The following is a 26,076-nucleotide window of genomic DNA, read 5'->3' as shown; positions in this document are numbered from 1 at the left end:
GGCGGTCTCGCATGGGTGCCGCATGGGGAAAGTGCCAAAGATGTTCTTTGGCATGTCGACTTGGGTCAATGAAACACGAAGGGAAAAAATGAAACTCACGGCTTTGGGATCCGCCATAAGGAAAATAGTTTGGGCAGAGATTGCGCTGACCGCTGCGCTTGGGACCACGGCATTTGCGCAGGTTCAGCCCGCCGCAACCGCGGCAGCGACGAAAACTGACACGGCCCCCGCTCAGAAGGATGGGCAAGACGCGAATGCGGCGGCGGCCGCACCGAGCGCGGCATCGGGCGCCTCGGCGAGCAACACCTCTGTGAAGCAGCTGAAGAAGTTCGAGGTGACGGGTTCGCTGATCCGCAGCGCAGACAAACAAGGCCGCACTGAAGTTCAGGTCATCACCGCGAAGGAGATTCAGCAAAGCGGCTACACGACCGTGGCCGACTTCCTGCGCGGCACAGCCGTCAACTCGGCAAGCAGCTGGTCGCAATCGACGGCTTCGAGCTCCGCCCCGGGCGGTGCGGGCCTTGCGCTGCGCGGCCTCAGCGAAAAGTACACGCTCGTGCTCATCGACGGGCAGCGCGTGGCCAACTACGCACAGGCCGTCAACTTCACCGACACGTTCTTCGACATCAATACGATTCCGATGAACATCGTGGAGCGCATTGAAATCGTGAAGACGGGCGCCGTGTCGGTGTACGGTTCCGACGCGATCGCGGGGGTCGTGAACATCATCACGAAGAAGAACTTCGAGGGATTGCAGATCGACAGCCAGCTTGGCAAGGCCCAGCATCCCGGTAACGCTCAGGGAACCTTCAGCATCCTGGGCGGTCTCGGCAACCTGACTTCCGACCGCTGGAACATCACGGCGGCCGCCAGCTACTACCGCGACAGCGGCTCGACGCTCGCCGACCGCGACATGACGAAAAACCAGGACTTCACGCAGTACCCGGGCGGCAACGCGGCGCCGCTCGGTCCGAACCAGCAGTCGTACTGGCAGCTGGCGGACGGCACCCATCAGGCGTTCAGTCCGTGTCCGCCGGGCAGCAACGCGGCGGCGACCGGTGGCCAGTCGTGTACGTACAACGTGGCGAACAGCACGTCGCTGATCCCGGCGACGACGCGCCTCAACGCCAAGGTGCGCGGCACATTCAAGATTGACGACACCACCGAAGCCTATGCGGGTTTCTGGGCGAGCCGCAATGAAACCGTGCAGTTGAACGGGCCGGTGGCGCTCAGCAGCACGACGAACGTGTTCGACCCGTCGACGGGAACGGTCTCGCCGGTCGGGCGCACCGTCTCGGCTTCGAACCCGTTCAACCCGTACGGCGTTCCGACGCTGATCAACCTGACGTTCCCGAATAACGTATCTGTCACCGATACGACCTCGACGTTCCTGATGGCGAACACGGGCGTCAAGGGTTCGTTCGACACCCCGAAGTTCGGCGCCTGGGATTGGTCGGCGGAGTACGCCCATTCTCAAAGTACCGTCGCAAGCACCTACTCGAACCGGTTCAATGTGGCTGGCCTCGAGAACATGCTCGCGAGCGGCACCTACAACTTCTCGGACCCGAGCTCCACGCCGAACGGCCTGAACGGCGTGTTCCAGGACGACAACCAGTTGTCGATCACGAAGCTTGACCAGGTGCTCGCGAAGGCCTCGACGACCAACCTGTTCACGCTGCCGGCCGGCGGCGTGGGCCTCGGTGTCGGCACTGAGTTCCGTCACGAGTCGACGGTCATCAACTCGCAGACCTATGCGACGCAAGGCATCACGGCACCTGCGAACGTGCAGAGCGTGGACGGCGAGCGTAACGTCGCAGCGGCCTTCTATCAGGTCGACATTCCGATCATCCGCAACCTGACGTTCACGCAGTCGGGCCGTTACGACCACTACAGCGATTTCGGTGGCGCCTTCTCGCCGAGCTTCGCGCTGCGCTTCCAGCCGGTTCGCATGCTGACGGCGTACGCATCGTACAGCCGCGGATTCCGCGCGCCGACGGCGGTCGAGAACTCGCAATCGGTCTATCTCGGCCACCAGAACCTGGTGGACCCGAACGATCCGAGCGGCGTGCCCACGAAGCACTTCACGACGGAGCAGACGACCGGCAACCCGAACCTGCAGCCTGAGCACACGAAGAACTACAACATTGGCTTTACGCTTTCGCCGGACGCTTCGACGGATCTGGGTGCGGCGTTCTACAAGGTGCACATCGACAACGTCATCGGCACGCCCGATCCGAATGCGCTATTGCAGGCGAACGACCCGAACTACGTCGTGCGTAACGCGGACGGCACCATTCGCTACATCAAAATGCCGTTTATCAACCTGGGCTCGCTCGACACGGACGGCTTTGACCTCGATTTCCGAAAGAGTGTGGGCACGAAGTACGGCACGTTCACGCTCTCGGGAGACTGGGCGTACGTCTGGCACTTCAAGTTGAAGAGCGGCGGCGAGACTCAGGACTTCGCGGGCAACAATCTGGCGCTGCTGCAGCCGTTCGGCGCAAGCAACCCGCGCTGGAAGGGCAACACGAGCCTGAGCTGGGATTACCGCCAACTGACGACCACGCTCACGTGGCAGTACACGGGCCCCTACACGAACGCGGTCGCGGCCGAGTTCGGCGATGGCGGCACGCTGTCGGTTGCCTCGTACAGCCAGTTCAACCTGGTGGCCACCTATCGCGGCTTCAAGAAGTGGACCATTTACGGCGGTATCCAGAACCTGTTCGACAGGAAGCCGCCGTTCGACGTCGAGTGGCAGTCGACTCCTGACATCACGGGCTACGACCAATCGCTGTACACGGACCTGGGCCGCTTCTTCCAGGTGGGTGCGACCTATCGTTTCTGATCGTGGCGGGCCGGCGCTCGACCGTGCGAGGCACGGGCGAGCGGCCACCCGCGTTTCAAGGCAGTGGCAAGACATCCCTTGTGAACGGCCCCAACCGTGGTTCGTTGCGCGACAAGCGTCTCAATCACGGAACAGGCGAATCACGCTGCGAGGATCGAAGGTATGAAAGAGGAAGGACACATTATTGCGGCATCAGCCGCGAACGCGGGCACGGTCGCCAGGCCCGGCCTCCCGCGCGAATTCGGGCGCAAGCAGCAGAATCCGACCCGCCGCTTCGGCGGCATTGCAGCCGTCATCGTCCTGCACGTCGTGCTGGTCTATGCGCTGCTCAACGGCCTCGCGACGAAGGTCGTACAAGTCATTCAGCATCCCATCGAAACGAAGATCATCGAGCCGGTCAAGCCGCCGCCTCCGCCGCCCATGCCAGAGGTGAAGTTGCCGCCGCCCAAATTCGCGCCGCCGCCGCCTCCCTTTGTGCCGCCGTCCGAAGTGCCGGTCCAGGCCCCGCCGCAGCCGACGATCGCGCACCAGGCCGCGCCGGTGCAGTCGGCGCCCGTGACGGCGCCACCCGCACCGCCTGCGCCGCCCGTCAAGGCTGCTGCCCCCGTGCACACGGAAGTCGGTGTCGTCTGCCCGAATTCCGATCAGATCCGCAGCTCGATCGCCTATCCGAAGGAAGCGCAGGAGAACGGCGAGACCGGCGACGTGTTGATCGAATTTACTGTCGATCCGCAAGGACACCTTGGCAACGTTCACGTGGCCAAATCGTCGGATCACGACAGCCTGGACGAGGCGGCATACAAGGCCGTCAAGCGGTTCAACTGTATCGCGCAGGGCCAGGCCGTACGCGTGCAGGTACCTTTCTCGTTCAACCTCAATTGACCCGACATATAGCAAACCGCGCCCGCTGCGTTCGCGGTGCAGGCAACGAAAGCCTGCCCCGACGGTTTAACCCGATTTCTTAAGTTCAACGATTGAACTGGAGCTCAACATGAAGAAGCGTTCCATCGCCACCCTGGCAACCAGCCTCCTGATCGCCGCAGCCGCGGTGAATACCCTCGTGGTACCGCAACTCGCGCATGCTCAGGCAAGCGCGGCCGCGCCCGCCGTAGCAGCGCCGCAGATGAACGCGCCCGCCGCCGTAGCCGGCGAGCCGGCCCCGCCGCCCGCACCGGCGGCGACGCAATCTGTCGAGAACCCCTACGGCCTCGGCGCGCTATGGAAGAACGGCGACTTCGTCGCGCGCTTCGTGCTGATTGTGCTCGTCACCATGTCGATGGGCAGCTGGTACGTCATGGTCACGAAGTTCCTCGAGCAGTTCCGTGCCAACCGCCGCGCGAAGCACGCCGACGAGCAATTGTGGGCGGCGCCGTCGCTCGCCGAAGGCGTCCAGCAACTTGACGAGTCGTCGCCGTTCCGCTTCATCGCCGAGTCAGGAATCGAGGCGGAGCGACATCACGACGAGGCGCTGCTCGAAGCCATCGACCGCAACACGTGGATCGCCGCCTCGGTCGACCGTGCGATCACGAACGTGTCGAACCGTCTGCAAGACGGCATCGCGTTGCTCGCGACGGTCGGTTCGACGGCCCCGTTCGTCGGCCTGTTCGGCACCGTCTGGGGTATCTATCACGCGTTGACCGCGATCGGCATCGCGGGCCAGGCCTCGATCGACAAGGTGGCCGGCCCCGTCGGCGAAGCGCTGATCATGACGGCCGTCGGTCTTGCCGTCGCGGTGCCGGCGGTGCTCGGCTACAACCTCCTCGTGCGCCGCAACAAGTCGGTGATGGAGCGCGTGCGCGCCTTCGGCGCTCAACTCCATGCCGTGCTGCTCGCCGGCGGCAAGCGTTCCGTTCGTCCTGTTGCGGTGCGTTCCGCCGCGACCGTCCAGTAACCGGCAATCCGCAGCCTGAGCGAGGTCCTTCATGGCCATGAGCGTGGGGCAAAACGACGACAACGACGACGTTATCGCCGCCATTAATACGACGCCGCTCGTCGACGTGATGCTGGTGTTGCTGATCATCTTCCTGATCACGATCCCGGTCGTCACGCATACGGTGCCGGTGCAGCTGCCGAAAGAGACGATCCAGCCGCTACAGACGACACCGACGAGCATCGAGATCGCGGTCAATCGCGACGGCGATTTCTTCTGGAACGAGAAGCACGTGGATAGTGCGACGCTGCTCTCGCGGCTCAAGGACGTCTCGGTGATGCAGCCGCAGCCCGAGGTGCATGTGCGCGGTGACCAGAGCACGCGTTACGAGTTCATCGGCCGCGTGATCACGACCTGTGAACGCGCCGGCATCGCGAAAGTGTCATTTATCACTGAGCCGCCCGCGCGCGGCGGCTAGGAGGCGAATATGGGAATGAACGTTCCTTCGGGCGGCGGTGGCGACGAACCGGACGTGATGGTGGACATCAACACAACGCCGCTCATCGACGTGATGCTGGTGTTGTTGATCATGCTGATCATCACGATCCCGATTCAGATGCACGCGGTGAAGATGAATCTGCCGGTCGGCGATCCGCCGCCGCCGCTCACGCAGCCTGAAATCGTGCAGATCGACATCGATTTCGACGGCACGACGACCTGGAACGGCGCGTTGGTGCCGGACCAGGCGGCGCTCGAGGAAAAGCTTGCGCACGTCGCGGCCGAGCCCGTGCAGGCCGAGATTCATCTGCGTCCGAACAGGCTCGTGCCTTATAAGGATGTGGCGGCCGTCATGGCGTCGGCGCAGCGCGTAGGCGCCACGAAAATTGGGCTCATCGGTAACGAGCAGTACATGCAATAAGGATGGTGCGATGAGAATAGTCAATCGACGGCTCAAACAACCCTTGTGGGCGGCTGTCGTCGGCCTGGTCTTGACCGCGGCAACGCTGGCGGCCGTGGCCGACACACTGCGTCCTGACGTCGGCAAGCCGCTCAGCGCGGCCCAGGATCTCTATCGGGCGCACAAGTACAAGGACGCGCTTGCCAGGATCGCGCAAGCCGCGGCCGTGCCGAACAAGACGCCGTATGAGATCTACATGGTCGAGGAAATGCGTGGCGCGGCGCTGATGGCGGATGGCGAGGAGGGTGCGGCCGCACAGGCCTATCAGACGCTGCTCGGCTCCGGGCAGCTGAAGGGCGAAGACGAACAACGCGTGAGCGCGACGCTGGCTGGCATCTACTTCCAGGAGCGCGACTATGCGCGAGCGATCGCGGTCGCGCAGCGCTACCTGAAGGCGGGAGGCGGCGATCCGCAGATGAAGGAGCTGCTCGTGCAGTCGTACTACCTGTCAAACGACTGCGCGAGCGTGGTCGGTGCGCTGAAGCCGACGATCGACGCGCAAGTGCGCACCAACCGCGTGCCCGATGAGTCGCAATTGCAGCTATTGAGCGCATGTGCGCAGCGTAGCAAGGACGATGCGACCTATCGCGCCGCACTTGAGAAGCTCGTTGCTTACCATCCGAGGCAGGCGTACTGGGACAACCTCTTCTCGGCGATTCGCGCGAAGCCGGGCTACTCGCCGAAGCTTGACGTCGACGTGTACCGGTTGGGGCGCGTCACCGGCGCGTTCGGCTCGGTGGATGACTACATGGAGATGACGGAGCTTTCGCTCGTCGCTGGTACGCCGGCCGAAGCGAAGCAGATCATCGACCAGGGCTTCGCCTCTGGCGTGCTCGGCAAAGATGCGCAGGCGGAGCGGGAAAAGCGCCTGCAGGCGCTCGCGGCGAAGCGCGCGCAGGCCGGCAGCGATGCGGCGAATCCCGTCGCGCCCGTCGACCAGGGGTTCAACCTCGTTTTCGCGGGTCACGCGAAGGACGGGCTGGCGATGATGGAGTCGGCGATCGCGAAGGGCGGCCTCGACCATCCCGATCAGGCGCAACTGCATTTGGGCATCGCCTACTACGTGGCAGGACAGAAGCCGCGTGCGATTCAGGCGTTCCGGGCGGTCAAGGGCACGGACGGCTCCGCCGACCTTGGCCGGCTGTGGACGCTCATGGCGTCGAAGTAGGTGAACCGGCCGGGCTCGCGCCCGACCTTGCGCTCCGATCCGATCAATGTCACGCCGGCTTCCGTCCGGCGTGCGCACACGCACAGCGACAATGAAACTTTTGACGTTCCGCTTGCTGCGGCGGCCCGTGCCGCTTACGCCGATGGTCATGCCCCTGATCGCCGCGATGGTCGCGACGACCGGCGCGACCATCGCGTTGCCGGCCGCCGCCAAGCCGGCGATTGCGCAATTCGGCGAACCGAAATACGCACCGGATTTCACGCATTTCGATTACGCGAATCCCGACGCGCCGACTACCGGCGAATTGATTTTTCAAAACTACAACGATAACCAAAGCTACGATTCGACGAATCCGTTCATCGTGCGAGGAATGGCCGCGCCGGATATCCGTAACCTGATGTTCGATACCCTGATGCAACGCAGCTGGGACGAACTCGCTTCCGAATATCCGCTCATCGCCGACGATGTGGAACTCGCACCCGACCATTGCTCGGCGACGTTCCACATCAATCCGGCGGCGCGTTTCTCGAACGGCGATCCGATCACTGCGCAGGACGTCAAATACTCGTTCGATACGCTGAAGAGCGCGCAGGCGTCCCCGTTGATTTCGTCGCAGTTCGTGCAGATCAAGCGCGCGTCGGTGGTCGACCGGTTGACCGTGCGCTTCGACTTCGTCGACAACTCGAGAGCCAATCCGTTGATCGCCGGTGATCTGCCGGTGTTTTCGCCGAAGTGGGGCATGCAAACGAATGGCAAGCGCCAGCCGTTCGATCAACTTTCCGTCGATCCGCCTATCGCGAGCGGAGCCTATCTGATCGAGTCGCGTAAGAACGACAAGCAGATCACCTATCGCCGGAACCCGAACTATTGGGCCGCGAACCTGCCGGCGCGGCGTGGGATGTTCCGCTTCGAGCGCGTCACGTTCAAGCTCTATGTCGACCAGTACACGATGCTCGAATCGTTCAAGGCGGGCAACGAGGATGTGCGCGTCGAATACAGTTCGACTCAGTGGGCGCGCAAATACGTCGGCAAGAACTTCGAGTCGGGGTTCCTGCATAAGGGCGAATTCGAAGAAGACCCCGCGCAAATGCAGGGCTTCATTATCAACACGCGTAACCCTCAATTCCAGGACCGGCGCGTTCGCCACGCGCTCGCGCTTGCATTCGACTACGAGTGGATGAACCGGATGATGTTCTACGGGCAGTATCGCCGGCTGAACAGCTTCTGGCAGGACAGCCCGTTCGGTGCGACCGGCATGCCCAGCGAGAAGGAGGTGAAGCTGCTCGAGCCGTTCCGCGCATCGTTGCCTTCCGAAGTGTTCGGCCCGATGGTCAAGCAGCCAAATACGCTGCCGCCCGGCTCGCTGCGGCAGAACCTGCGGCAGGCCCGCGAACTGCTCGCCGACGCGGGCTGGCACTACCGTGACGGCGCGTTGCGTGATGCGAGTGGCAAGCCGATGACGATCGAGATCATCGATAACCAGCCGGGCATGGACCGCATCATCATCCCCTACACGCAGGCGCTGCAGACGCTGGGCATCCATGCTTATATGCGCGAGCTCGACAGTGCGCTTTATCAGAAGCGGCTCGATAACTTCGAGTACGACATGACGACGTTCATTTATCCGCCCGTCACGATCCCGGGGCCGGAGCTGATACGCCGTTTCACGAGCCATGCTGCATCTGAGGTCGGTTCGGAAAACTACATGGGCATTCGCTCGAAGGCCGTGGATACGCTAGTGCACGCGGCCATCTCGGCCGACACGCTCGATGACCTCGAGACGGCCACGCGCGCGCTCGATCGGGTACTGATCAACGAGTACTACCTCGTGCCGCAGTACTACGAGCCGTATGCGCGGATCGGCTACAAGTCGACCCTCGGGTTCCCGAAGGTGACACCGGTCACCTATCAGTACGAGGACTGGGTCATCAACTACTGGTATCGAAAACCGCAGGCGCAGACAACCGCCGCTGTGCATTGAGGAACGTCATGTTCGCCTACATTCTCAGACGACTGCTATTGATGGTGCCGACGATCGTCGGTGTTGTCACGCTGACTTTCATCGTGACCCAGTTCGTACCGGGGGGGCCGGTGGAGCAGATGGTTACCCAACTTCGTCACGGCGAGTCGCGCCACGGTGCGGACGGCGGAGGCGGCAGCGGCTACCACGGCAGCCAGGGCCTCGACCCGCTGCAGATCGAGCAGATCAAGAAGCAATTTGGCTTCGACAAGCCGCCGCTCACGCGTTACCTGCTGATGTTGAAGAGCTACGCGACGTTCGATCTCGGCCAGTCGTATTTCCAGCACAAGAGCGTGTGGGAGGTCATCCGTAGCAAGCTGCCTGTCTCTATTTCGCTCGGGCTCTGGACCGTGATGCTGACTTACGCGGTGTCCGTGCCGCTCGGGATCGCCAAAGCCGTGCGTAACGGCTCGCGCTTCGATGCGGTGACGAGCGTCCTCGTCCTCGTCGGCTACGCGATTCCGGGGTTCGTGCTCGGCGTGTTGTTGCTGATGCTGTTCGGCGGCGGCACGTTCTGGCAGCTCTTTCCGATGCGCGGGCTCACATCCGATGACTTCTCCGATTTGTCCGCCGCGGGCAAGGTGCTCGATTACGTCTGGCACATGGTGCTGCCCGTGACGGCGTCCGTCGTCGGCAACTTTGCGATCGTGACGATACTGACGAAAAACACGTTCCTCGAAGAGATCGGTCGGCAATACGTACTGACGGCGCGCGCCAAGGGCGCGCCCGAGCGGGACGTGTTGTGGAAGCACGTGCTGCGCAACGCTGCCATTCCGCTGTTGACGGGCCTGCCCGCTGCCTTCGTCGGCGCGTTCCTGAACGGCAACCTGCTGATCGAGACGCTGTTCTCGCTCGACGGCATGGGTCAGCTCTCATACGACTCGGTGATTCGCCGTGACTACCCCGTGGTGCTCGGCTCGCTGTTTCTTTTCACCTTGATCGGCCTTTTAACCAAACTCATTGCTGACGTCTGCTATGTCATCGTCGACCCCCGTATCCAATTCGACAGCGTGGACCGCTAAGGCGCACGCGGCGCCAGCCGCGCCGGTCTCGCCGTGGCGGCGCACCTGGCTGCGCTTCAAAGGCCAGAAGCTCGGCTACTGGAGTCTGATCGTATTCGTGGCGCTGTTTGTGGTGAGTCTTGCCGGCGAACTGATCGCCAACGACAAGCCCCTCATCGTGCGCTACGACGGACACTACTACTTCCCGATCGTGAAGGAGTATCCGGAGACGCAGTTCGGCGGTGATTTCCCCGCGAAGACGAACTATCTCGATCCGTATATCCGCTCCCGGCTGGAGTCAAACGGGAATTTCGCGGTCTATGCGCCGAACCACAACTACTACGACACGATCGACTATTTCGCCGAGCGGCCGTTCCCGGCCCCGCCCAACGCCGCGAACTGGCTCGGAACCGATCAGTTCGGGCGCGACGTGCTCGCGCGGCTGCTCTACGGCTTTCGTGTGTCGGTGCTGATGGCGTTCGCGCTGACATTGTCAGGCGTGTTCTTTGGCGTGTTGACGGGTGCGCTGCAGGGCTTCTACGGTGGACGGACCGACCTCATCGGCCAGCGCCTGATCGAGATCTGGTCGTCGATGCCGGACCTGTATCTGCTCATCATCTTCGCCTCGATCTTCGAGCCGACACTTTGGCTGCTGTTCATCCTGCTGTCTATGTTCGGCTGGCTCCTGTTATCCGATTACGTGCGCGCCGAGTTCCTGCGCAACCGCTCGCTCGATTATGTGAGGGCCGCGCGCACGATGGGACTCTCGAACTGGCAGATCATCTGGCGCCACGTATTGCCGAACAGCCTGACACCGGTCATCACGTTTCTGCCGTTTCGCATGAGCGCCGCGATCCTTTCATTGACGAGCCTCGATTTTCTCGGCCTCGGCGTTCCGCCGCCCACGCCGAGCCTTGGCGAACTATTGCAGGAGGGCAAGAACAATCTCGACGCCTGGTGGATCTCGGTATCGGTGTTCTCCGCGCTCGTCATCACGCTGCTGCTCCTGACGTTCATGGGCGACGCGCTGCGCAACGCGCTCGATACCCGCAATCGCGGCTCGGCGTTCGGAGGTGGCCAATGAGCGATAACTGCAAACCGCTGCTCAGCATCGAAGAGTTCTGCGTCTCGTTCGGCGACAGGCAATGCGTGTTCGACGTCAACCTTGCGGTCGGCCGCGGCGAGCGTGTCGCGCTCGTCGGCGAATCGGGCTCAGGCAAGAGCGTGACGGCGCTGTCGGTGCTGCGCCTCGTGCGCGATGCCACGCACACGGGCCGCATCGTCTTCGATGGAGAGGACCTGCTGACGAAGAGCGAACAGCAGATGCGCGGCGTACGCGGTGCCGATATCGCGATGGTGTTCCAGGAGCCGATGACGGCGCTCAATCCGCTCTATACGGTGGGCCAGCAGATCGCGGAGAGCCTGCGGCTGCACGAGGGGCTGCGCCCGAACGCGGCGCGCGAGCGCGGCATCGAGTTGCTGCGCCGTACGGGCATTCCGGAGCCCGAACGCCGCATCGACAGCTACCCGCATCAGCTCTCGGGCGGCCAGCGCCAGCGCGCGATGATCGCGATGGCGCTCGCCTGCCGCCCACGGCTGCTGCTGGCCGATGAGCCGACCACGGCGCTCGACGTGACAGTGCGCCAACAGATCGTCGACCTGCTGATCGGGCTGCAAGAACAGGAGGCCGAGGAGCGCGGCATGGCCGTGCTGTTGATCACGCATGATCTGAATCTCGTGCGACGGTTCGCGCAGCGCGTCGCCGTCATGGAGAAGGGCGTGCTCGTCGAAACGAATACGACGGAGGCGCTCTTCGCGAATCCGCAGCATCCGTATACGAAGCGATTGCTCAACAGTGAGCCGCGTCGCGCAATCGAGACCGTGCCCGACGATGCCGCGAACGTGCTGTCGATCGAGGGGCTCGCGGTCGACTATCGAACTACCGCGAAAGGCTGGCGATCGTTGGTCGGCAGGACAACGTTCCGCGCGCTGCACGACGTTGACCTCACGCTGCGCCGCGGCGAGACGCTCGGCGTCGTCGGCGAATCGGGTTCCGGCAAGTCGACGCTCGCCTCGACGGTTCTCGGCTTGCAACGGGCCGCAGCCGGCGACGTCAAGGTTGCCGGCAAGTCGCTGCGCGAATACCGATCGTCGGGCAACGCATGGCGCGCACTGTGCGCGTGCATGCAGGTCGTGTTCCAGGATCCGTTCGGCTCGCTTTCGCCGCGCATGACGATCGAGCAGATCGTCGGCGAGGGGTTGCGGGTTCACCGTCCCCATCTCGATGCACAAGAACGCCGGGCGCGTATCGTCGAGCTGCTCCAGGAGGTCGGCCTGCCCGCCGACGTGCTGCTGCGTTATCCGCACGAATTCTCAGGCGGCCAGCGGCAGCGGATTGCGATTGCGCGCGCGCTTGCCGTAGAGCCCGAATTGATCGTACTCGATGAACCGACGAGTGCGCTGGACGTATCGGTGCAGCAGCAAGTGCTCGGACTGTTGACGCGTTTGCAGAAAAAGTATGGGCTCAGCTACCTTTTCATCACGCATGATCTGGCCGTGATGCGTGCGATGGCGCACCGCGTGGTCGTCATGAAAGCCGGACGGATCGTGGAGGCCGGCGACGCGCTGGACGTGTTGCGTACGCCCGCGCATCCCTATACCCAGGCGCTGCTCGCCGCGTCGATGCAAGTCACGCAAACCGGTGCCCGTGAGGAGCTCGCATGATCGAGGCGCGTTGGCTTCGTTCGGCACAACGACTGAGGTGAACACTTGCCGTCGTTTTTCATCGATCGTCCCGTATTCGCCTGGATCGTCGCGTTCGCCGTCGCTCTGGCTGGCGCGCTGGCGCTCCCGATGCTGCCGATCTCGCAGTATCCGCGCCTTGCGCCGCCGCGCGTCGTCATCTCGGCGACCTATCCCGGCGCGACAGCCGAGCAGGTCGACAACGACGTCGCGAGCCTGATCGAGCAGAGCCTCGACGGCGCAGACGGGCTCGCGTACTACGAGACGACGAGCGACGGGCTCGGCGAGCTCGAGATCGATGTCTTGTTCACGCCCGGCACGAATCCCGACCTGGCCATGGTCGACGTGCAGAACCGCCTGAAGCAGATCGAACCGCGTTTGCCGCAGCAGGTCGTCCAGCAGGGCATCAGCGTCTTCAAGGCGACGAATACGTTCCTCATGCTCGTCACGCTCGTGTCGACCGACGGCACACGCAATTCCACGGCATTGAGTGACTATCTGAACCGTTATCTGCTGCGCGAACTGAAACGCACGCCCGGCGTCGGCTCGGCCGAACTGTGGGACGCCGACGAGGCGATGCGTATCTGGCTCGATCCGGTGAAGCTGCGCGAATACAGCCTGTCGCCCGCCGACGTCAGTGCCGCAATCCGTGCTCAGAATTCGACCGTCACGGCGGGCTCGATCGGCGACGCGCCAGCCGCGGCCGGTCAGGGGCTGACGGCGTCCGTCAACGTGCATGGGCAGTTGCGCACGCCGGCCGAGTTTGCCGCGATCGTGCTGAAGGCGGAGCCGGACGGGGCTGTGGTGCGGCTCGGCGACGTGGCCCGCGTCGAGGTCGGGCGCGACAGCTATACCTTCTGGTCACGCCTGAACGGGCAGTCGGCCGCGACGGTTGGCATCCAGCTCGGGCCGCTCGGCAACGCGCTCGCCACTTCGAACGCGATCCGCGCGCGCATCGACGCGTTGTCGAAGACGCTGCCCGCTGGCATCGACGTGCGGATTCCCTACGACGGCGCGCACTTCGTCAACATCGCCATCAGGGAGGTCGTCCTGACGCTCTGCGAGGCGATCGTCCTCGTCTTCTGCGTGATGTGGCTGTTCCTGCGCGAGCTGCGCTACGCGCTCGTGCCGACCGTCGTGATTCCCGTCACGCTGATGGGTGCGTTCCTCGCCATGCACGCGTTCGGCCTCTCGATCAACGTCTTCACGCTATTCGGGCTCGTGCTTGCGATCGGCATCCTCGTCGATGATGCGATCGTCGTCGTCGAAAACGTCGAACGGATCATGCGCGACGAGGGACTGGCGCCGCGCGAAGCGACGCGCAAGGCTATGCGGCAGATCGGCGGCGCGATCGTCGGCGTCACGGCCGTGCTGATTGCCGTCTTCCTGCCGATGGCGTTTTTCAGCGGCGGCGTGGGCGGAATCTACCGGCAGTTCTCGATCGCGATGATCTCGGCGATTCTGGTCTCGGCGTTCATGGCGCTTTCGCTCGCGCCTGCACTATGCGCGAATCTGCTCAAGCCGCCGAGGCACCATAACGCTTCCCGCGGCGGTGTCACCGCGCGCTGGCTTGCGAAGTTCGCCTCCGGCTTCGATGGGGCGACGCGTCGTTACGGCGTCTGGGTGGCGCGATTGCTCGGGCGCTCGAAGCTGGCCTTCGCCGTGCATCTCGCGCTGATCGGGGCGGCGGCGGTGCTCTACGCGGCGATGCCCGGGGGTTTCTTGCCGACGGAAGATCAGGGGCAGCTTCAGGTGATGGTGCAACTGCCGCCCGGTGCTTCGCAGGAGCGGACCTTCGCGGTGCTGCGCCGCGTCGAATCGATCCTGCACAAGGAGCCAGCCGTCGAAAACGTGACGTCGGTGATCGGGTGGAGTTTCGCGGGCAGCGGGCAGAACGTCGGCATGGCCTTCGTGTCGCTGAAAGACTGGGAGCGTCGCGATGTCGATGCGGTGACCTTGCGTGAAAGGCTGAACGGCGAATTCGCCGGGATTCTCGACGGGGAGGTGTTCGCGCAGTTGCCGCCATCGGTGCCCGGGCTTGGCCACTCCGACGGCTTTACGTTCCACCTCGAAGACCGCGGCGGCGTGGACAAGGAGGTGCTCGACGCGGCGCGCGAGCGTCTTATCGAGCTCGCGAAGCAAAGCGGCGTGCTGGCCGACGTGCACTCCGAGACGCTGCCCGACGCGCCGCGCGTCACGGTCGAGGTCGACCGCATGAAGGCCTATGCGATGGACGTCTCGTTCGATGCCATCGCCGACGTACTCGGCGCGACGTTCGGCACGTCGTATATCGCCGACTACCCGGCGGGAGGGCGGATGCTGCGCGTGCTCGTCGGAGGCGATGCTGCCACACGGATGACGGACGCCGATCTGCTCGCGCTCTCGGTCCGCAACCAGGCGGGCAGGATGGTGCCGTTCTCGGCCTTCGCGTCGCTGCACTGGACGCGCGGGCCGAGCGTCCTGACGCGTTATAACGGCTACCCGGCGCTCGACGTGACGGGCCGCGCCGCGCGCGGCTACAGCTCCGGTGCTGCGATGGCCGAGATGGAACGTCTCGCGGCTCAATTGCCCGCAGGGATCGGGTTCGAGTGGGCCGACGTGTCACTCGCCGAGACGCAGGCGGCGCAACAAACGCCGCAGTTGCTGGCGTTGTCGCTGCTCGCCGTGTTCATGGCGCTCGCGGCGCTCTACGAAAGCTGGACGATTCCGCTGTCGGTGCTGATCGTCGTGCCGCTCGGCATCATCGGCGCCGTCGCGGCGATGTTCATGCGCGGATTGCCGAACGATATTTACTTCAAGATCGGCGTGGTGACCGTCATCGGCCTCGCGGGCAAGAATGCGATTCTGATCGTGCAGTTCGCGCGCGATCTGCATGCGCGCGGAGCGGGTCTCGCAGATGCAATCGTCGAGGCCTGCACGATGCGCTTCCGGCCGATCGTCATGACGTCGGCAGCGTTTCTGGTCGGCGTCGTGCCGCTCGTATTCTCGACGGGCGGTGGCGCCGAGAGCCGGCATTCGATTGGCACGGGCGTGTTCGGTGGGATGATCGCCGCGACGGTGTTTGGGTTGATTTTTACGCCGGTCTCGTTTCATGTCGTCACGTGGGCCATGAGAAGGCGGCGTCGTGCAGAGGGCGAGCCAGCGTGGAGCCGGCGCACGGTGGAGGCGAAGCAGACGGAGCCTTCTTGAGCGACACGGTGGGTGGGCAACGAGTAGGGAGAATGCCGGAACGCCGTAGTGATGCTTTTCTTTTCCCTTTGCGGAGTGCGTGGGGTCGCTAGCATGCGTTACAAAAAAATTGAAGTCGAAGAGCGCGACATGCTGACCATACGAAAAGCGACTTGCGATGACGTATTCGTCGCGTGGGATATCCGTAGAGCCTCGGTGCACGCTGCGTGCGCTGAACATTATCCGGCGGCAGCCCTTTCGGCATGGGTCGATGGCACGCCCACGGAAAAATGGGCCGCCGTTGTCGAACGTGATTTCTACGTTGCTGCCGACGAGGGACTGGTCGTCGGTACAGGAATGCTCACGGTGGCAAATGGGCAAGTCGATGCAATCTTCGTCCGGCCGTCTCATATGGGGCGCGGTATTGGGCGCGAGATGCTGCAATTTCTCGAAGCTTTGGCCGGCCATCATGGCGTTGCCACAATGCGGCTCGATGCAACGCTAAACGCGGCGGCATTCTATCGTCGTTGTGGTTGGTCGGGCGATTCGGTTTCGACGTACCGTACCTCGCGCGGACTGGAATTGGCTTGCGCGCCGATGACGAAGCGTGTCGCAGTTGAAGGGTAGGTTGCCCCTGCCGCCCGCATAGGCCGATATCGTTCAGCGCAGCCTCGCGAAAGAGCTTTTGAACGTCGTTGAAAAAGGTTTCCAATATGCAGACACATGTCAGAATCGCCCGGCCCGTTAGCAATCTTGCCCGCACTGAACACATGTATTGCGCAGCGCTCAACCTGGACGTTTTGGCAAAGTTTCAGGATCATCAGGGGTTCGACGGAGTGATGCTTGGAAGTCCCGGCATGGACTATCACTTCGAGTTCACCCAGTGCCGAGGACACCCGGTGGCGCCAACCCCGACGCGTGAGGATTTGCTAGTGTTTTACGTTCCAGACCGAGCCGAGTGGCAATCGACGTGTGACCACCTGGTCGAGAATGGATTCGTTAGCGTGACGTCGTTTAATCCTTATTGGGACGTGTCAGGTCGAACATTCGAGGATCCCGACGGCTACCGAATCGTCTTGCAAAACTCTGCATGGTCCTCCTGACGCTGCGTCGTGCACTCCGATTCGCGCCTGATCGCTTTACTGCGCAAGAATCGGATATCTTCCGTGCTTTGGAAGCCAGGCGAGGCGACCTATTACATCTCGATGGAAAATCATGAGTGTCATTCGACTAAGCCGTGTGATCCGTGCTGACGCCGCCGATTTGATCGCGGCCAACCGCGCAAGTCAGGAATATCACTTACCTTGGGTCTCTTCCTTTACCGATCAGCCAGGTTTCGATAACTGGTTCGCGCGCTGCCTCACCGGAGCGAACGTTGGTCTTGTCGCCCGCGAAGTGGCGTCGAATAAAGTGGTTGGCGTCGTCAATCTCAATGAGATAGTCGCAGGTGCTTTTCAGAGCGCTTATCTCGGGTACTACGGAATGTCGAACTCGAGCCGCACTGGGTTGATGACTGAGGCGCTACGCGCGGCTATCAGCTATGCATTCGACGATCTTGGAATGCATCGGCTCGAAGCTAACATCCAGCCGGGGAATATTGCATCGATTGCGCTCGTTTGCCGGCTGGGCTTTCAACAGGAAGGCTTTTCACCACGTTATCTTCGCATCGATGGCGAATGGCGAGACCATGAGCGATGGGCGTTGCTTTCCGATATGCCGCGCCAGGCACGGCATGCGTAACGGGCTGCGGTTCTCGTCAGAATGTTCAACGGAAATCATCACGCATAGGTGTCATGTCCGATAGCCAGATATTTGAAGCCCTATGTGCTGAACTTCAGAGCACCTACCATTGCCATACGGCGATCCTATATGGTTCGCGCGCACGCGGGGACTACGATGCGACCAGTGACCTGGACGTGATTGCGTTCCGTCACACAGGGGGCCAACTGCGCATCGCAGCGCCATGGAACGGTATGTTTCTGGACCTTTTCGTTCACGCCACGGACGACGAGGCCGAACCTGGCTGGATTCGGATTCATGGCGGCCGAGTTCTATTCCAGCAAGACACATTCGGCGATCAGGTACTCGCGCGCGTCCAGGCACAATATGAAGCTGGGCCAGCGGCGATTTCGATGACTGAGATCGCGTTTCGAAAGGCTTGGTCCGAGAAGATGCTGAGGCGTGCGGGTAAGGGTGATGCAGAAGGTGATTACCGGCGTCACTGGCTGTTGTTCTCGCTACTTGAAAACTACCTGGAGGTGCGCGGCCTGTGGTACCTGGGTCCAAAGCAAGCCCTTCGCACTCTGGCAGACATCGACACGGCCCATAGCGAGGTGTTCAAGCGAGCCCTCAGCCCGTGCGCGCCACTCGAGGCGATTCAGGAAGCAGTCGCGGTAACATTCGGGTGCGCATAGAGATATCGAATAACTGACTTTCGGCGCTGCGCAGCGACCGCACGGCCGACCATGTCCTGCAGGAATGAGGATGGCACGCGCTCACTCCGACTCGCGCACCCGCCCCGTCGATTCCCGGACCATCAACATCGGCTGCACGACGCCTGACTCCGAGTTCGTCTTCCCGTCGAGCACATCAAGCAGATATTGCGCTGCGCGCCGGCCGATTTTCGCGGTATCGACGCGCATCGTCGTGAGTGACGGATGAATCTGCTGCGCGATGGCGACATCATCAAAACCCGTCACCGATAACTGCTGCGGCACCTTGATCCCGAGTTCAGCCGCTTCCAGCAGCACGCCAATCGCCAGCTGATCGTTGCCGCAAATAATCGCAGTAGGGCGCTTGTCCCCACCCTGCCAGATCGCGCGCAAGCTTTGACGCCCGAACGCAATCGTCGCCGGCCCTTCATGCATATGCGAAGGGCGCACCGCGATCCCATGCCGCGCTAGCGCTTCCCGGACACCGGCCACCCGCGCCTGAACGCGATCGTTATCGCGCCCCGGTTGAAAGATGGCGGCAAACGTTCGATGCCCCAGCTCGATCAGATGCTCGGCGATCTCAATGAACGCCGCGCGATTGTCGAAGCCGATGCAGTGATGCGGACTGCCCTCGCGATACGCGTAGGTGATCGCATACGGCACGCGTGCCTGTCTGAGCGCATCGAACAGTTCAGGCGGATGCGCTTCGCCGACGATCGCAATCACTTCGACGCCGCGCGCCAGCATCGCCCGCACCTGGGTCAACGCCTGCGCCGGATCGTAGTTCGAGCAGCCGAGAAACAGCGTGATGCCGCGCTCGGCCAACACCGCCTGCATGCCGGAAACTTGCGATGCAAATACCTCATCGTCGAGTGTCGGAATGATCGCGCCGGCGATATGCGTGCGCGTCGATGCGAGCGCACGGCCTGCCGCATTCGGAATCCAGTTGAGTGTGGTCGCCGCCTGCAGCACGCGTTCGCGCACGCTGGGCGAGACCTTGTCGGGCTCGTTGTAGACCCGCGATACGGTGGCTGTCGACACATCCGCGAGACGCGCCACGTCGCTGAGAACCGCACGCCCGCTCTTGCGGCGCGTGCGGATGGCGGGCGTCTCGGGTGTCGCGGACGAGTGTGAACTGCTCATGGTCGTTGCGTTTGTCGTGGATGAACTGCCGCGCGAGGCGTGGGTGGCCGCCATCTTACCAGGCGATGAGACCGGGCGTTTACCCTCGGCCTTCATCATCCCGCTTGCAATTTTCGCGCAACTCGTTCAAAAATGTAAGCGCTAACACGATGTGTCCACGGCATCCGTGGCCGAAATATTGCATGAATTGCGCTGCAATATCGGCATGAAAATGACAGTCCGTCACGATGGCCACGTTAAATGTAAGCGCTAACACGCATTCCGGGATCAGTGTGCGCACTACCGCCCATCAATGGAAACCATCGCATCAACCATGAGTTCATCTGCCGCTGCACCCTTGGTCGTCGTTGTTGGAAGCGCCAACATGGATCTCGTGGTCCACGCGCCGCGTCTGCCGTCGCCAGGCGAGACGCTGCTCGGCGAGCGCTTCGAGACCGTCAACGGCGGCAAGGGCGCGAACCAGGCCGTCGCGGCGGCGCGGCTCGGCGCGAAGGTCGCGATGGTCGGCTGCGTCGGAACCGATGCGTTCGGCACGTCGCTGTGCGACGCGTTGCACAGCGAGCGCATCGACCTTGCTCACGTGCATAGGATGGCGGACCAGCCGACCGGCATCGCCTCGATCACGGTGGGCAGCGACGGTGCGAACAGCATCGTCGTTGCGCCGGGTGCGAATGCCCAGTTGAGCACGCTACATGTCGATGCCGCAGCTGACCTGATCGCGAGCGCCGACATGCTGATCTGCCAGCTCGAAGTGCCGCTTGCGAGCGTCGAGCGCGCGATCGAGATCGCCGCGCGTAACGGCGTGCCGGTCCTGCTCAATCCCGCCCCGGCGCAGCCTCTCGACGACGCGCTGTACAGACAGATCGACTATTTGCTCGTCAACGAAACGGAAGCCGCGCTGCTGACCGATATTCCCGTGAACGGCGTGCCGTACGCCCGCTTCGCCGCCGACGCCCTGCTCGGCAAGGGCGTGCGCAACGTGATCGTGACGCTCGGCGCACAAGGCGTGATCTGGGCGGGCGCGCACGGCAGCGGACAGATGGCCGCGCCGAGCGTGGGCGTCGTCGATACAACGGCGGCTGGCGACACCTTTGCAGGCGGCTTTGCGGTCGAACGCGCAAGCGGCGCATCGATGCAGCAATCGATTGCTTTCGGTCAGCGCGCGGCGGCGTTGAGCGTGACGCGCGCAGGCGCGCAGACGTCGATTCCATTTCGCGCGGAACTGGAAGTAGACAGCGTCAGCCAGGCTTGATGCGGGGCGTCGGAGCCCGCGCATTGAACGAGCAGTGAAATGGCATTGCAACAGGCAGTGAACAACCACAGCATTCATACAACGGACGGAGACAGCAAACGTGGACACGACTTCTGAACGCCTGACCGCTCCACCGCGCATTCGGCGCGCGCAGACCATCGCGCTCTCGCTGCTGATGGCGAGCGGTATCGTCAACTACCTGGACCGCGGCACGCTCGCGGTCGCGAATCAATTGATCCGGGAAGACCTCGGTCTCTCGCTCGGGCAGATGGGACTGTTGCTGTCCGCCTTCTCGTGGAGCTATGCGCTGTGCCAGTTGCCGGTAGGCGGCCTCGTCGACCGGATCGGGCCGCGCCGCCTGCTCGGCGCAGGGCTGATCGTGTGGTCGCTCGCGCAGATCGCGGGCGGCCTCGTATCGACGTTCGGCTTCTTCGTGCTCGCGCGCATCGTGCTGGGTATCGGCGAGGCGCCGCAGTTTCCGTCGGCGGCGCGTGTCGTGAGCAATTGGTTTCCGCTGAAGTCGCGCGGCACGCCGACGGGCATCTTCAACTCGGCATCGCCGCTCGGCAGCGCGCTGGCGCCGCTGTGCCTGTCGGTGCTGATCGTCACGTTCAGCTGGCGCTGGGCGTTCATCGTGACGGGCGCGCTTGGGCTCGTGATGGCTGTCGTCTGGTTCGCGCTTTATCGTGACCCGGACAGGCAGGCGTTGAGCCGCGAAGAACGCGACTATCTCGAAGCCGATGCCGAACCGGCGGCCGGCCCTGCGCCCAAGCTCACGTTCGCTGAGTGGCGCGCGCTGTTTTCTTATGGCACGACGTGGGGCATGCTGATCGGGTTCTTCGGTTCCGTGTACCTGAACTGGGTTTATCTGACCTGGCTGCCCGGCTATCTGACGATGGAGCGCCATATGAGCCTCGCGCGCACGGGCATCGCCGCGTCCGTGCCGTTTCTCTGCGGCTTCGTCGGTGCGCTGCTCGCGGGCTGGTTCTCCGATCTGATTACGAAGCGCAGCAGTTCGCCCGTCGTGAGCCGCCGCAATGCCGTCGTGATCGCGATGCTCGGCATGGTCGCATTCACGATTCCCGCCGCGCTCGTTCAGAGCAATACGATCGCGATCGCGTGCATCTCCGTCGTGATCTTTCTGGCGAATGCGGCGTCCGCTGCATCGTGGGCATTGGCGACGGCGGCGGCACCGCCCAGCAGGATCGCGTCGCTCGGCGCGATGCAGAACTTCGGCGGCTTTCTGGGTGGCGCGCTCGCGCCGATCGTGACGGGCTATATCGCGCAAGCGACGTCGTTCGTCCCGGCGCTGCTGACGGCGGCGGGCATTGCGTTCGTCGGCGCGATGGCCTATCTGCTGCTGGTCAAGCGACCCATTCCCGAGCATGACACGTCGAGCGTGCCGGCCCGGCTTCCCGTATAACGGATAGCGGGCGAGCGCGCCCGTGCCGTGCAGATCTGTGTATTCAAGGAGAACCCAATGATCGATAAAGCGAAAACGACCGGCCCGATCGAGGGCATTGTGCCTGTGATGCTGACGCCGTTCCACGACGACGGCACGATCGACTACGCGGGCCTCGAAAGATTGATCGAGTGGTATCTGGCGAAAGGCTCGGACGCGCTGTTCGCCGTCGCGCAGTCGAGCGAGATGCAGTTTCTGAGTCTCGCCGAGCGCGGCGCGCTGGCGCGCTTCGTCGTCGAGAAAGTGGCGGGGCGTGTGCCCGTCGTCGCATCCGGTCATATCAGCGATGACCTCGATGCGCAGGCCGAAGAGCTGCGCGTTGCGGCGGATTCGGGCGCGCAAGGCGTCGTGCTGGTGACGAATCACCTCGACCCTCTGCGCGAAGGCTCGCGGACGTTTCTCGCGAATCTTGATCGGCTGTTGTCGAAGCTGCCGTCGGATCTGCCGTTGGGCTTGTATGAATGCCCGGCGCCGTATCGGCGCCTGCTTACCGATGACGAGCTGAAAACCTGCATCGATACCGGCCGCTTCGTGATGCTCAAAGACGTGAGCTGCGATCTCGCGACCGTGAAGCGCCGTGTCGCGCTGGCTCAAGGCTCGCCGCTGAAAATTCTCAACGCGAACGCGGCGATTGCGTGGGATGCGATGAAAGCGGGCTCGGCGGGCTTCAACGGTGTGTTCACGAACTTCCACCCCGATCTGTATCAATGGCTGCGCAGCCGGAGCGCCGAAGATCCGGTGCTGGCCGAAGAATTATCGACGTTTCTCGTCGTCGCGGCTGTGTCCGAAGCGCTCGGCTATCCGGCGCTCGCGAAGATGTACCACCAGCGCATCGGCACGTTCGATTCGATTCGCTGCCGCGTGATCGACTATGACGTGCGGGAACGGTTCTGGGCGCTCGATGCAGTGCTGGACAAGATCGTCGCGGGAACCGAGCGTTTCCGGGAGCGGATCGCGGCGCTTTGAGTTTTGCGGACATTCGCATCCTGCGAACGCTCTTCGTCGTGGCTCACGCGCATCTAGTCCATTTGGACGATGCTGCGCGGGGCGCGAAGAACTGTAATGCTCCTAGCCGTGTCCCCTTCGCCGGTCAGGCTTGACCGGAGTGCGTGGCTCCATGCCCCGCCATTGGGAGAAACACCGGCACCCGAACGCCCGAGCCCGCGGCGGCAGAAGGAGGAGCGATGGATCGACTGCACGAAGGATCTGCGCTGTACAAGGGCCTGTCACTGATCGGGCTTGTGGGCCTGGCTTTGCTGATCGGCGTCTATTCGTCCGGGCTCGAAGCGCTGCCCCGAGTTACCTTGCTGATGTTTTGCGGGGTGCTCGTCACCTTGGGGCTGACCGGCGTTTGCGGTTGGCTGGCGCATATCCTTGGACGCCGGATCCGGTTCGCGGGAGAGGACGTTTGTGCGTTCGCTGGTGGTCTTGCGGGCGGCGCATTGCTATTCGCCCTTGGTTACTTCATCTAAAGGTAGCGGGTGCTGACGAGGATTCCGGCACACCCGCACCTATATCAGATGGCAGTCTGTCCACCGTCCATCACCAGCACCGATCCGGTTGCGAAACGCGCTTCCGACGACGCGAGATAAGCGACTGCGCCCGCGATTTCCTCGGGGGCTGCGGCCGGCTGCATCAGCGGCGTGATGCGCAGCAGGACGGTCATGTCGACGTCGAGTGGCGGGGCTGAGGCGGCCATCGGCGTGTTGACCTGGCCCGGCGCCACCGCATTGACGCGCACGCCGGTACCGGCGAATTCGACGGCGAGCGCTTTCGTGAGGCCGACGACGGCGGCCTTGCTCGCCGAATAGACAGCGGCATACGGCGCGCTGGTGATGCCGGCCGTGGAGGCGATGTTGACGATGTTGCCTTTGGTCTTCAGCAGATGCGGCATGGCCGCGTGGCAGAGGTGGAAGACGCCGCCCACGTTGATGCCCATGACGCGCGCCCAGTCCGTTTCCTTGATGTCGAGGAAACTGGACATCAGCAGCGTGCCGGCGATGTTGCAGAGGATGTCGAGTTGGCCGAAGGTCTCGACTGCCGCGGCAACCGCGGCGCGGCAGGCGCTGGCATCGCTGACGTCGAGGACGTGTGCCTTCACTGTGAGGCCTGCGTCGACGAGCTTGCCTACCTCCTGCAGCAACAGCTTCTCGTTGACGTCGGCGGCGAGTACGCGGGCGCCTTCGCGCGCGAGCCGCTCGACGGTGGCCCGGCCAATGCCGGATGCGGCTCCCGTGACGAGGGCGCACTTACTGTCAAATCGATTCATCAAGTTCTCCTATGGATCAGCGGGACGTTGGTTGCCCGCGACGGGTGGGATGATCGGCCGCTAACCGAGTTGGTCGACTATCTCGGGTACAACAGTGAACAGGTCGCCGACGAGACCGTAGTCCGCCACCTGAAAGATCGGTGCCTCGGGATCCTTGTTGATGGCGACGATGACCTGGGAATCCTTCATGCCGGCCAGATGCTGGATGGCGCCCGAAATGCCGACCGCGAAGTACAGTTGCGGCGCGACGATCTTGCCGGTCTGGCCGACCTGGTAGTCGTTGGGCGCAAAGCCCGCATCGACCGCCGCGCGCGACGCGCCGAGCGCCGCGCCAAGCCGGTCGGCCAGAGGTTCCAGCACATCGCGGTAGCGCTCGCCGGAACCGAGCCCCCGGCCGCCGGAAACGATGGTCGTTGCCGCGGCCAGTTCGGGTCGTGTCGAAACACTGAGCTGGCGGCCGATGGTTTTCGACAAGCCGGTGTCCGGGCCCGGCGCGATGGGCGAAATTGGCGCGCTGCCTCCCGTCGCGCAAGCGTCGAACGCGGTGGGGCGCACGGTGAGGACTCGGGTTGCATCGGCCGACTTCACGGTTGCGAGCGCGTTGCCGGCGTAGATGGGCCGCACGAAGGTATCCGGCGCCTCGACGGCGACGATGTCGGAGATCTGCGCCACATCGAGCAGCGCGGCGACTCGCGGCATCGTGCTCTTGCCGGTGCTGGTAGCGGGCGCGAGGATGTGCGTGTAGCCGGAAGCGTGCGCGACGATCAGCGCGGCAAGGTTCTCCGCGTTCTGGTCGGCGTAGTGGGTTGCGTCGGCGAGCTTGACGGCGCTCACGCCGGCGAGACTCGACGCCGCGGCGGCGACCGCGCCGCAGTCGTGGCCGGCAACCAGTACGTGGATATCGGCGCCAAGCCCGGTCGCGGCCGTCACCGTGTTGTGCGTGACAGTCTTGAGGCTCGCGTTGTCGTGTTCGGCAATAACGAGGATCGACATCAGATCACCTTCGCTTCGTTCTTGAGTCGTGCGATCAATTCGGCGACGTCGCCCACTTTCGTACCGGCCTTGCGCGCGGCCGGTTCGGTGATCTTCAGCGTGCTCAGGCGTGGTGCGATATCGACGCCGAGGTCGGCGGGCCTCAGTATGTCGAGCCGCTTCTTCTTCGCCTTCATGATGTTCGGCAGCGTCGTGTAACGCGGCTCGTTCAGGCGCAGGTCGGTCGTGACGACGGCGGGCAGCGTGGTTTCGACGGTCTCGAGACCACCGTCGATTTCGCGCGTGACCACGGCGTGCTCACCTGCAAGTTCGAGCCTGGAGGCAAAGGTCGCCTGAGACCAGCCCAACAGGGCGGCGAGCATCTGCCCAGTCTGGTTGGAGTCGTCGTCGACGGCCTGCTTGCCCAGGATCACGAGGCCGGGCTGTTCCCTGTGGGTGACGGCCTTGAGCAGCTTGGCGACGGCGAGCGGTTGCAACTCGCCTTCGGCTTCGATCAGGATGCCGCGATCCGCACCGATTGCCATGGCGGTGCGCAGCACGTCCTGGCAAGCTGCCTTTCCGCAACTGACGGCAATCACTTCGGTTGCGAGCCCGGCTTCCTTCAGGCGGACGGCTTCTTCGACGCCGATCTCGTCGAAGGGATTCATCGCCATCTTGACGCTGGCGAAATCGATGCCGCTGCCATCGGATTTGACGCGCACGTGAGTGTTGGGGTCCAGCACGCGTTTGACGGTGACGAGAATCTTCATGGCG

24 protein-coding genes are annotated in these 26,076 nt (G+C 63.3%); 20 read left to right on the top strand and 4 right to left on the bottom strand.

All coding sequences use genetic code 11. The features are described 5' to 3' along the window. Positions 1-88 precede the first annotated feature (88 nt). From L0U81_RS32165 to L0U81_RS32095, 15 genes are all read left to right on the top strand, one after another. Positions 89-2,845 (top strand): TonB-dependent receptor plug domain-containing protein, encoded by a 2,757-nt coding sequence (locus L0U81_RS32165; protein ID WP_233809979.1) that lies wholly within the window; start codon positions 89-91, stop codon positions 2,843-2,845. A 162-nt stretch (positions 2,846-3,007) separates the two neighbouring features. Then, positions 3,008-3,727, top strand: coding sequence for an energy transducer TonB (locus L0U81_RS32160; RefSeq protein WP_233809977.1), 720 nt, complete (start codon positions 3,008-3,010; stop codon positions 3,725-3,727). A 109-nt stretch (positions 3,728-3,836) separates the two neighbouring features. Next, positions 3,837-4,736, top strand: a complete 900-nt coding sequence (locus tag L0U81_RS32155; RefSeq protein ID WP_233809975.1) for a MotA/TolQ/ExbB proton channel family protein — start codon at positions 3,837-3,839, stop codon at positions 4,734-4,736. Positions 4,737-4,767: 31 nt separating this feature from the next. Continuing rightward, the gene (locus tag L0U81_RS32150; protein ID WP_233809973.1) at positions 4,768-5,193 is read left to right on the top strand and encodes an ExbD/TolR family protein; all 426 of its coding nucleotides are present in this window, start codon (positions 4,768-4,770) and stop codon (positions 5,191-5,193) included. A 9-nt stretch (positions 5,194-5,202) separates the two neighbouring features. Further along, the gene (locus L0U81_RS32145; protein WP_233809970.1) at positions 5,203-5,634 is read left to right on the top strand and encodes an ExbD/TolR family protein; all 432 of its coding nucleotides are present in this window, start codon (positions 5,203-5,205) and stop codon (positions 5,632-5,634) included. A gap of 10 nt (positions 5,635-5,644) precedes the next feature. Further along, entirely contained in the window at positions 5,645-6,841 is a 1,197-nt protein-coding gene (locus tag L0U81_RS32140) for a tetratricopeptide repeat protein (RefSeq protein WP_233809968.1), read from the top strand. A gap of 91 nt (positions 6,842-6,932) precedes the next feature. After that, positions 6,933-8,822, top strand: a complete 1,890-nt coding sequence (locus L0U81_RS32135) for an extracellular solute-binding protein (protein WP_442793478.1) — start codon at positions 6,933-6,935, stop codon at positions 8,820-8,822. Between the two features lie 8 nt (positions 8,823-8,830). Beyond that, entirely contained in the window at positions 8,831-9,883 is a 1,053-nt protein-coding gene (locus L0U81_RS32130) for a microcin C ABC transporter permease YejB (RefSeq protein ID WP_233809966.1), read from the top strand. Continuing rightward, positions 9,837-10,946, top strand: coding sequence for an ABC transporter permease (locus L0U81_RS32125; protein ID WP_233809964.1), 1,110 nt, complete (start codon positions 9,837-9,839; stop codon positions 10,944-10,946). The genes L0U81_RS32130 and L0U81_RS32125 overlap by 47 nt, the downstream gene beginning before the upstream one ends. Further along, the gene (locus tag L0U81_RS32120) at positions 10,943-12,586 is read left to right on the top strand and encodes an ABC transporter ATP-binding protein (RefSeq protein ID WP_233809962.1); all 1,644 of its coding nucleotides are present in this window, start codon (positions 10,943-10,945) and stop codon (positions 12,584-12,586) included. The genes L0U81_RS32125 and L0U81_RS32120 overlap by 4 nt, the downstream gene beginning before the upstream one ends. Before the next feature lie 45 nt (positions 12,587-12,631). Beyond that, positions 12,632-15,793 (top strand): multidrug efflux RND transporter permease subunit, encoded by a 3,162-nt coding sequence (locus L0U81_RS32115; protein ID WP_233809960.1) that lies wholly within the window; start codon positions 12,632-12,634, stop codon positions 15,791-15,793. 129 nt (positions 15,794-15,922) lie between these two features. After that, positions 15,923-16,399: a GNAT family N-acetyltransferase gene (locus L0U81_RS32110; protein ID WP_233810111.1), complete on the top strand. Its 477-nt coding sequence runs from the start codon at positions 15,923-15,925 to the stop codon at positions 16,397-16,399. Between the two features lie 86 nt (positions 16,400-16,485). After that, positions 16,486-16,875, top strand: a complete 390-nt coding sequence (locus L0U81_RS32105; protein ID WP_267957416.1) for a VOC family protein — start codon at positions 16,486-16,488, stop codon at positions 16,873-16,875. Positions 16,876-16,987: 112 nt separating this feature from the next. Further along, a complete protein-coding gene (locus L0U81_RS32100) occupies positions 16,988-17,512 on the top strand; it encodes a GNAT family N-acetyltransferase (RefSeq protein WP_233809958.1) in 525 nt (174 codons plus the stop codon). A gap of 53 nt (positions 17,513-17,565) precedes the next feature. After that, complete coding sequence (locus L0U81_RS32095) at positions 17,566-18,186, top strand: nucleotidyltransferase domain-containing protein (RefSeq protein WP_233809956.1); 621 nt, start codon at positions 17,566-17,568, stop codon at positions 18,184-18,186. An 81-nt stretch (positions 18,187-18,267) separates the two neighbouring features. Here L0U81_RS32095 and L0U81_RS32090 read toward each other — a convergent pair whose 3' ends face one another. Then, the gene (locus L0U81_RS32090) at positions 18,268-19,347 is read right to left on the bottom strand and encodes a LacI family DNA-binding transcriptional regulator (protein WP_233809954.1); all 1,080 of its coding nucleotides are present in this window, start codon (positions 19,345-19,347) and stop codon (positions 18,268-18,270) included. Here L0U81_RS32090 and L0U81_RS32085 point away from each other — a divergent pair. From L0U81_RS32085 to L0U81_RS32065, 5 genes are all read left to right on the top strand, one after another. Beyond that, positions 19,346-19,492, top strand: coding sequence for a hypothetical protein (locus L0U81_RS32085; RefSeq protein ID WP_233809952.1), 147 nt, complete (start codon positions 19,346-19,348; stop codon positions 19,490-19,492). The genes L0U81_RS32090 and L0U81_RS32085 overlap by 2 nt on opposite strands. Positions 19,493-19,660: 168 nt before the next feature. After that, on the top strand, positions 19,661-20,599 hold the full coding sequence (gene rbsK / locus L0U81_RS32080) for a ribokinase (protein WP_267957359.1): 939 nt from the start codon (positions 19,661-19,663) through the stop codon (positions 20,597-20,599). A 100-nt stretch (positions 20,600-20,699) separates the two neighbouring features. Then, positions 20,700-22,022 (top strand): MFS transporter, encoded by a 1,323-nt coding sequence (locus L0U81_RS32075; RefSeq protein WP_233809948.1) that lies wholly within the window; start codon positions 20,700-20,702, stop codon positions 22,020-22,022. Positions 22,023-22,079: 57 nt separating this feature from the next. After that, on the top strand, positions 22,080-23,027 hold the full coding sequence (locus tag L0U81_RS32070; protein WP_233809946.1) for a dihydrodipicolinate synthase family protein: 948 nt from the start codon (positions 22,080-22,082) through the stop codon (positions 23,025-23,027). Positions 23,028-23,245: 218 nt separating this feature from the next. Beyond that, complete coding sequence (locus L0U81_RS32065) at positions 23,246-23,533, top strand: hypothetical protein (RefSeq protein WP_233809944.1); 288 nt, start codon at positions 23,246-23,248, stop codon at positions 23,531-23,533. Between the two features lie 44 nt (positions 23,534-23,577). On the opposite strand, the gene L0U81_RS32060 is transcribed toward L0U81_RS32065, so the two are convergent. Genes L0U81_RS32060 through L0U81_RS32050 form a run of 3 tightly spaced genes read right to left on the bottom strand, consistent with a single transcriptional unit; the run spans position 23,578 to position 26,072 of the window. Beyond that, the gene (locus L0U81_RS32060; RefSeq protein ID WP_233809942.1) at positions 23,578-24,330 is read right to left on the bottom strand and encodes an SDR family NAD(P)-dependent oxidoreductase; all 753 of its coding nucleotides are present in this window, start codon (positions 24,328-24,330) and stop codon (positions 23,578-23,580) included. A gap of 60 nt (positions 24,331-24,390) precedes the next feature. Then, positions 24,391-25,323: an electron transfer flavoprotein subunit alpha/FixB family protein gene (locus L0U81_RS32055; protein ID WP_233809940.1), complete on the bottom strand. Its 933-nt coding sequence runs from the start codon at positions 25,321-25,323 to the stop codon at positions 24,391-24,393. Continuing rightward, positions 25,323-26,072: an electron transfer flavoprotein subunit beta/FixA family protein gene (locus L0U81_RS32050; protein WP_233809938.1), complete on the bottom strand. Its 750-nt coding sequence runs from the start codon at positions 26,070-26,072 to the stop codon at positions 25,323-25,325. Before L0U81_RS32050 ends, L0U81_RS32055 begins: the two co-directional genes overlap by 1 nt. Positions 26,073-26,076: the final 4 nt, after the last annotated feature.

The organism is Paraburkholderia sp. HP33-1 (genome assembly GCF_021390595.1).
Lineage (GTDB): Bacteria > Pseudomonadota > Gammaproteobacteria > Burkholderiales > Burkholderiaceae > Paraburkholderia.
Note: the sequence above shows the minus strand (reverse complement) of the source record. Positions and strands in the feature narration are given on the sequence as shown.

Coding starts and splice junctions, on each gene's coding strand:
- L0U81_RS32070 (WP_233809946.1), top strand. CDS start 22,080: ATGATCGATAAAGCGAAAACGACCGGCCCGATCGAGGGCATTGTGCCT.
- L0U81_RS32135 (WP_442793478.1), top strand. CDS start 6,933: ATGAAACTTTTGACGTTCCGCTTGCTGCGGCGGCCCGTGCCGCTTACG.
- L0U81_RS32155 (WP_233809975.1), top strand. CDS start 3,837: ATGAAGAAGCGTTCCATCGCCACCCTGGCAACCAGCCTCCTGATCGCC.
- L0U81_RS32050 (WP_233809938.1), bottom strand. CDS start 26,072: ATGAAGATTCTCGTCACCGTCAAACGCGTGCTGGACCCCAACACTCAC.
- L0U81_RS32130 (WP_233809966.1), top strand. CDS start 8,831: ATGTTCGCCTACATTCTCAGACGACTGCTATTGATGGTGCCGACGATC.
- L0U81_RS32090 (WP_233809954.1), bottom strand. CDS start 19,347: ATGAGCAGTTCACACTCGTCCGCGACACCCGAGACGCCCGCCATCCGC.
- L0U81_RS32150 (WP_233809973.1), top strand. CDS start 4,768: ATGGCCATGAGCGTGGGGCAAAACGACGACAACGACGACGTTATCGCC.
- L0U81_RS32110 (WP_233810111.1), top strand. CDS start 15,923: ATGCTGACCATACGAAAAGCGACTTGCGATGACGTATTCGTCGCGTGG.
- L0U81_RS32065 (WP_233809944.1), top strand. CDS start 23,246: ATGGATCGACTGCACGAAGGATCTGCGCTGTACAAGGGCCTGTCACTG.
- L0U81_RS32125 (WP_233809964.1), top strand. CDS start 9,837: ATGTCATCGTCGACCCCCGTATCCAATTCGACAGCGTGGACCGCTAAG.
- L0U81_RS32060 (WP_233809942.1), bottom strand. CDS start 24,330: ATGAATCGATTTGACAGTAAGTGCGCCCTCGTCACGGGAGCCGCATCC.
- rbsK (WP_267957359.1), top strand. CDS start 19,661: ATGAGTTCATCTGCCGCTGCACCCTTGGTCGTCGTTGTTGGAAGCGCC.
- L0U81_RS32085 (WP_233809952.1), top strand. CDS start 19,346: ATGGTCGTTGCGTTTGTCGTGGATGAACTGCCGCGCGAGGCGTGGGTG.
- L0U81_RS32055 (WP_233809940.1), bottom strand. CDS start 25,323: ATGTCGATCCTCGTTATTGCCGAACACGACAACGCGAGCCTCAAGACT.
- L0U81_RS32140 (WP_233809968.1), top strand. CDS start 5,645: ATGAGAATAGTCAATCGACGGCTCAAACAACCCTTGTGGGCGGCTGTC.
- L0U81_RS32145 (WP_233809970.1), top strand. CDS start 5,203: ATGGGAATGAACGTTCCTTCGGGCGGCGGTGGCGACGAACCGGACGTG.
- L0U81_RS32160 (WP_233809977.1), top strand. CDS start 3,008: ATGAAAGAGGAAGGACACATTATTGCGGCATCAGCCGCGAACGCGGGC.
- L0U81_RS32095 (WP_233809956.1), top strand. CDS start 17,566: ATGTCCGATAGCCAGATATTTGAAGCCCTATGTGCTGAACTTCAGAGC.
- L0U81_RS32165 (WP_233809979.1), top strand. CDS start 89: ATGAAACTCACGGCTTTGGGATCCGCCATAAGGAAAATAGTTTGGGCA.
- L0U81_RS32120 (WP_233809962.1), top strand. CDS start 10,943: ATGAGCGATAACTGCAAACCGCTGCTCAGCATCGAAGAGTTCTGCGTC.
- L0U81_RS32105 (WP_267957416.1), top strand. CDS start 16,486: ATGCAGACACATGTCAGAATCGCCCGGCCCGTTAGCAATCTTGCCCGC.
- L0U81_RS32100 (WP_233809958.1), top strand. CDS start 16,988: ATGAGTGTCATTCGACTAAGCCGTGTGATCCGTGCTGACGCCGCCGAT.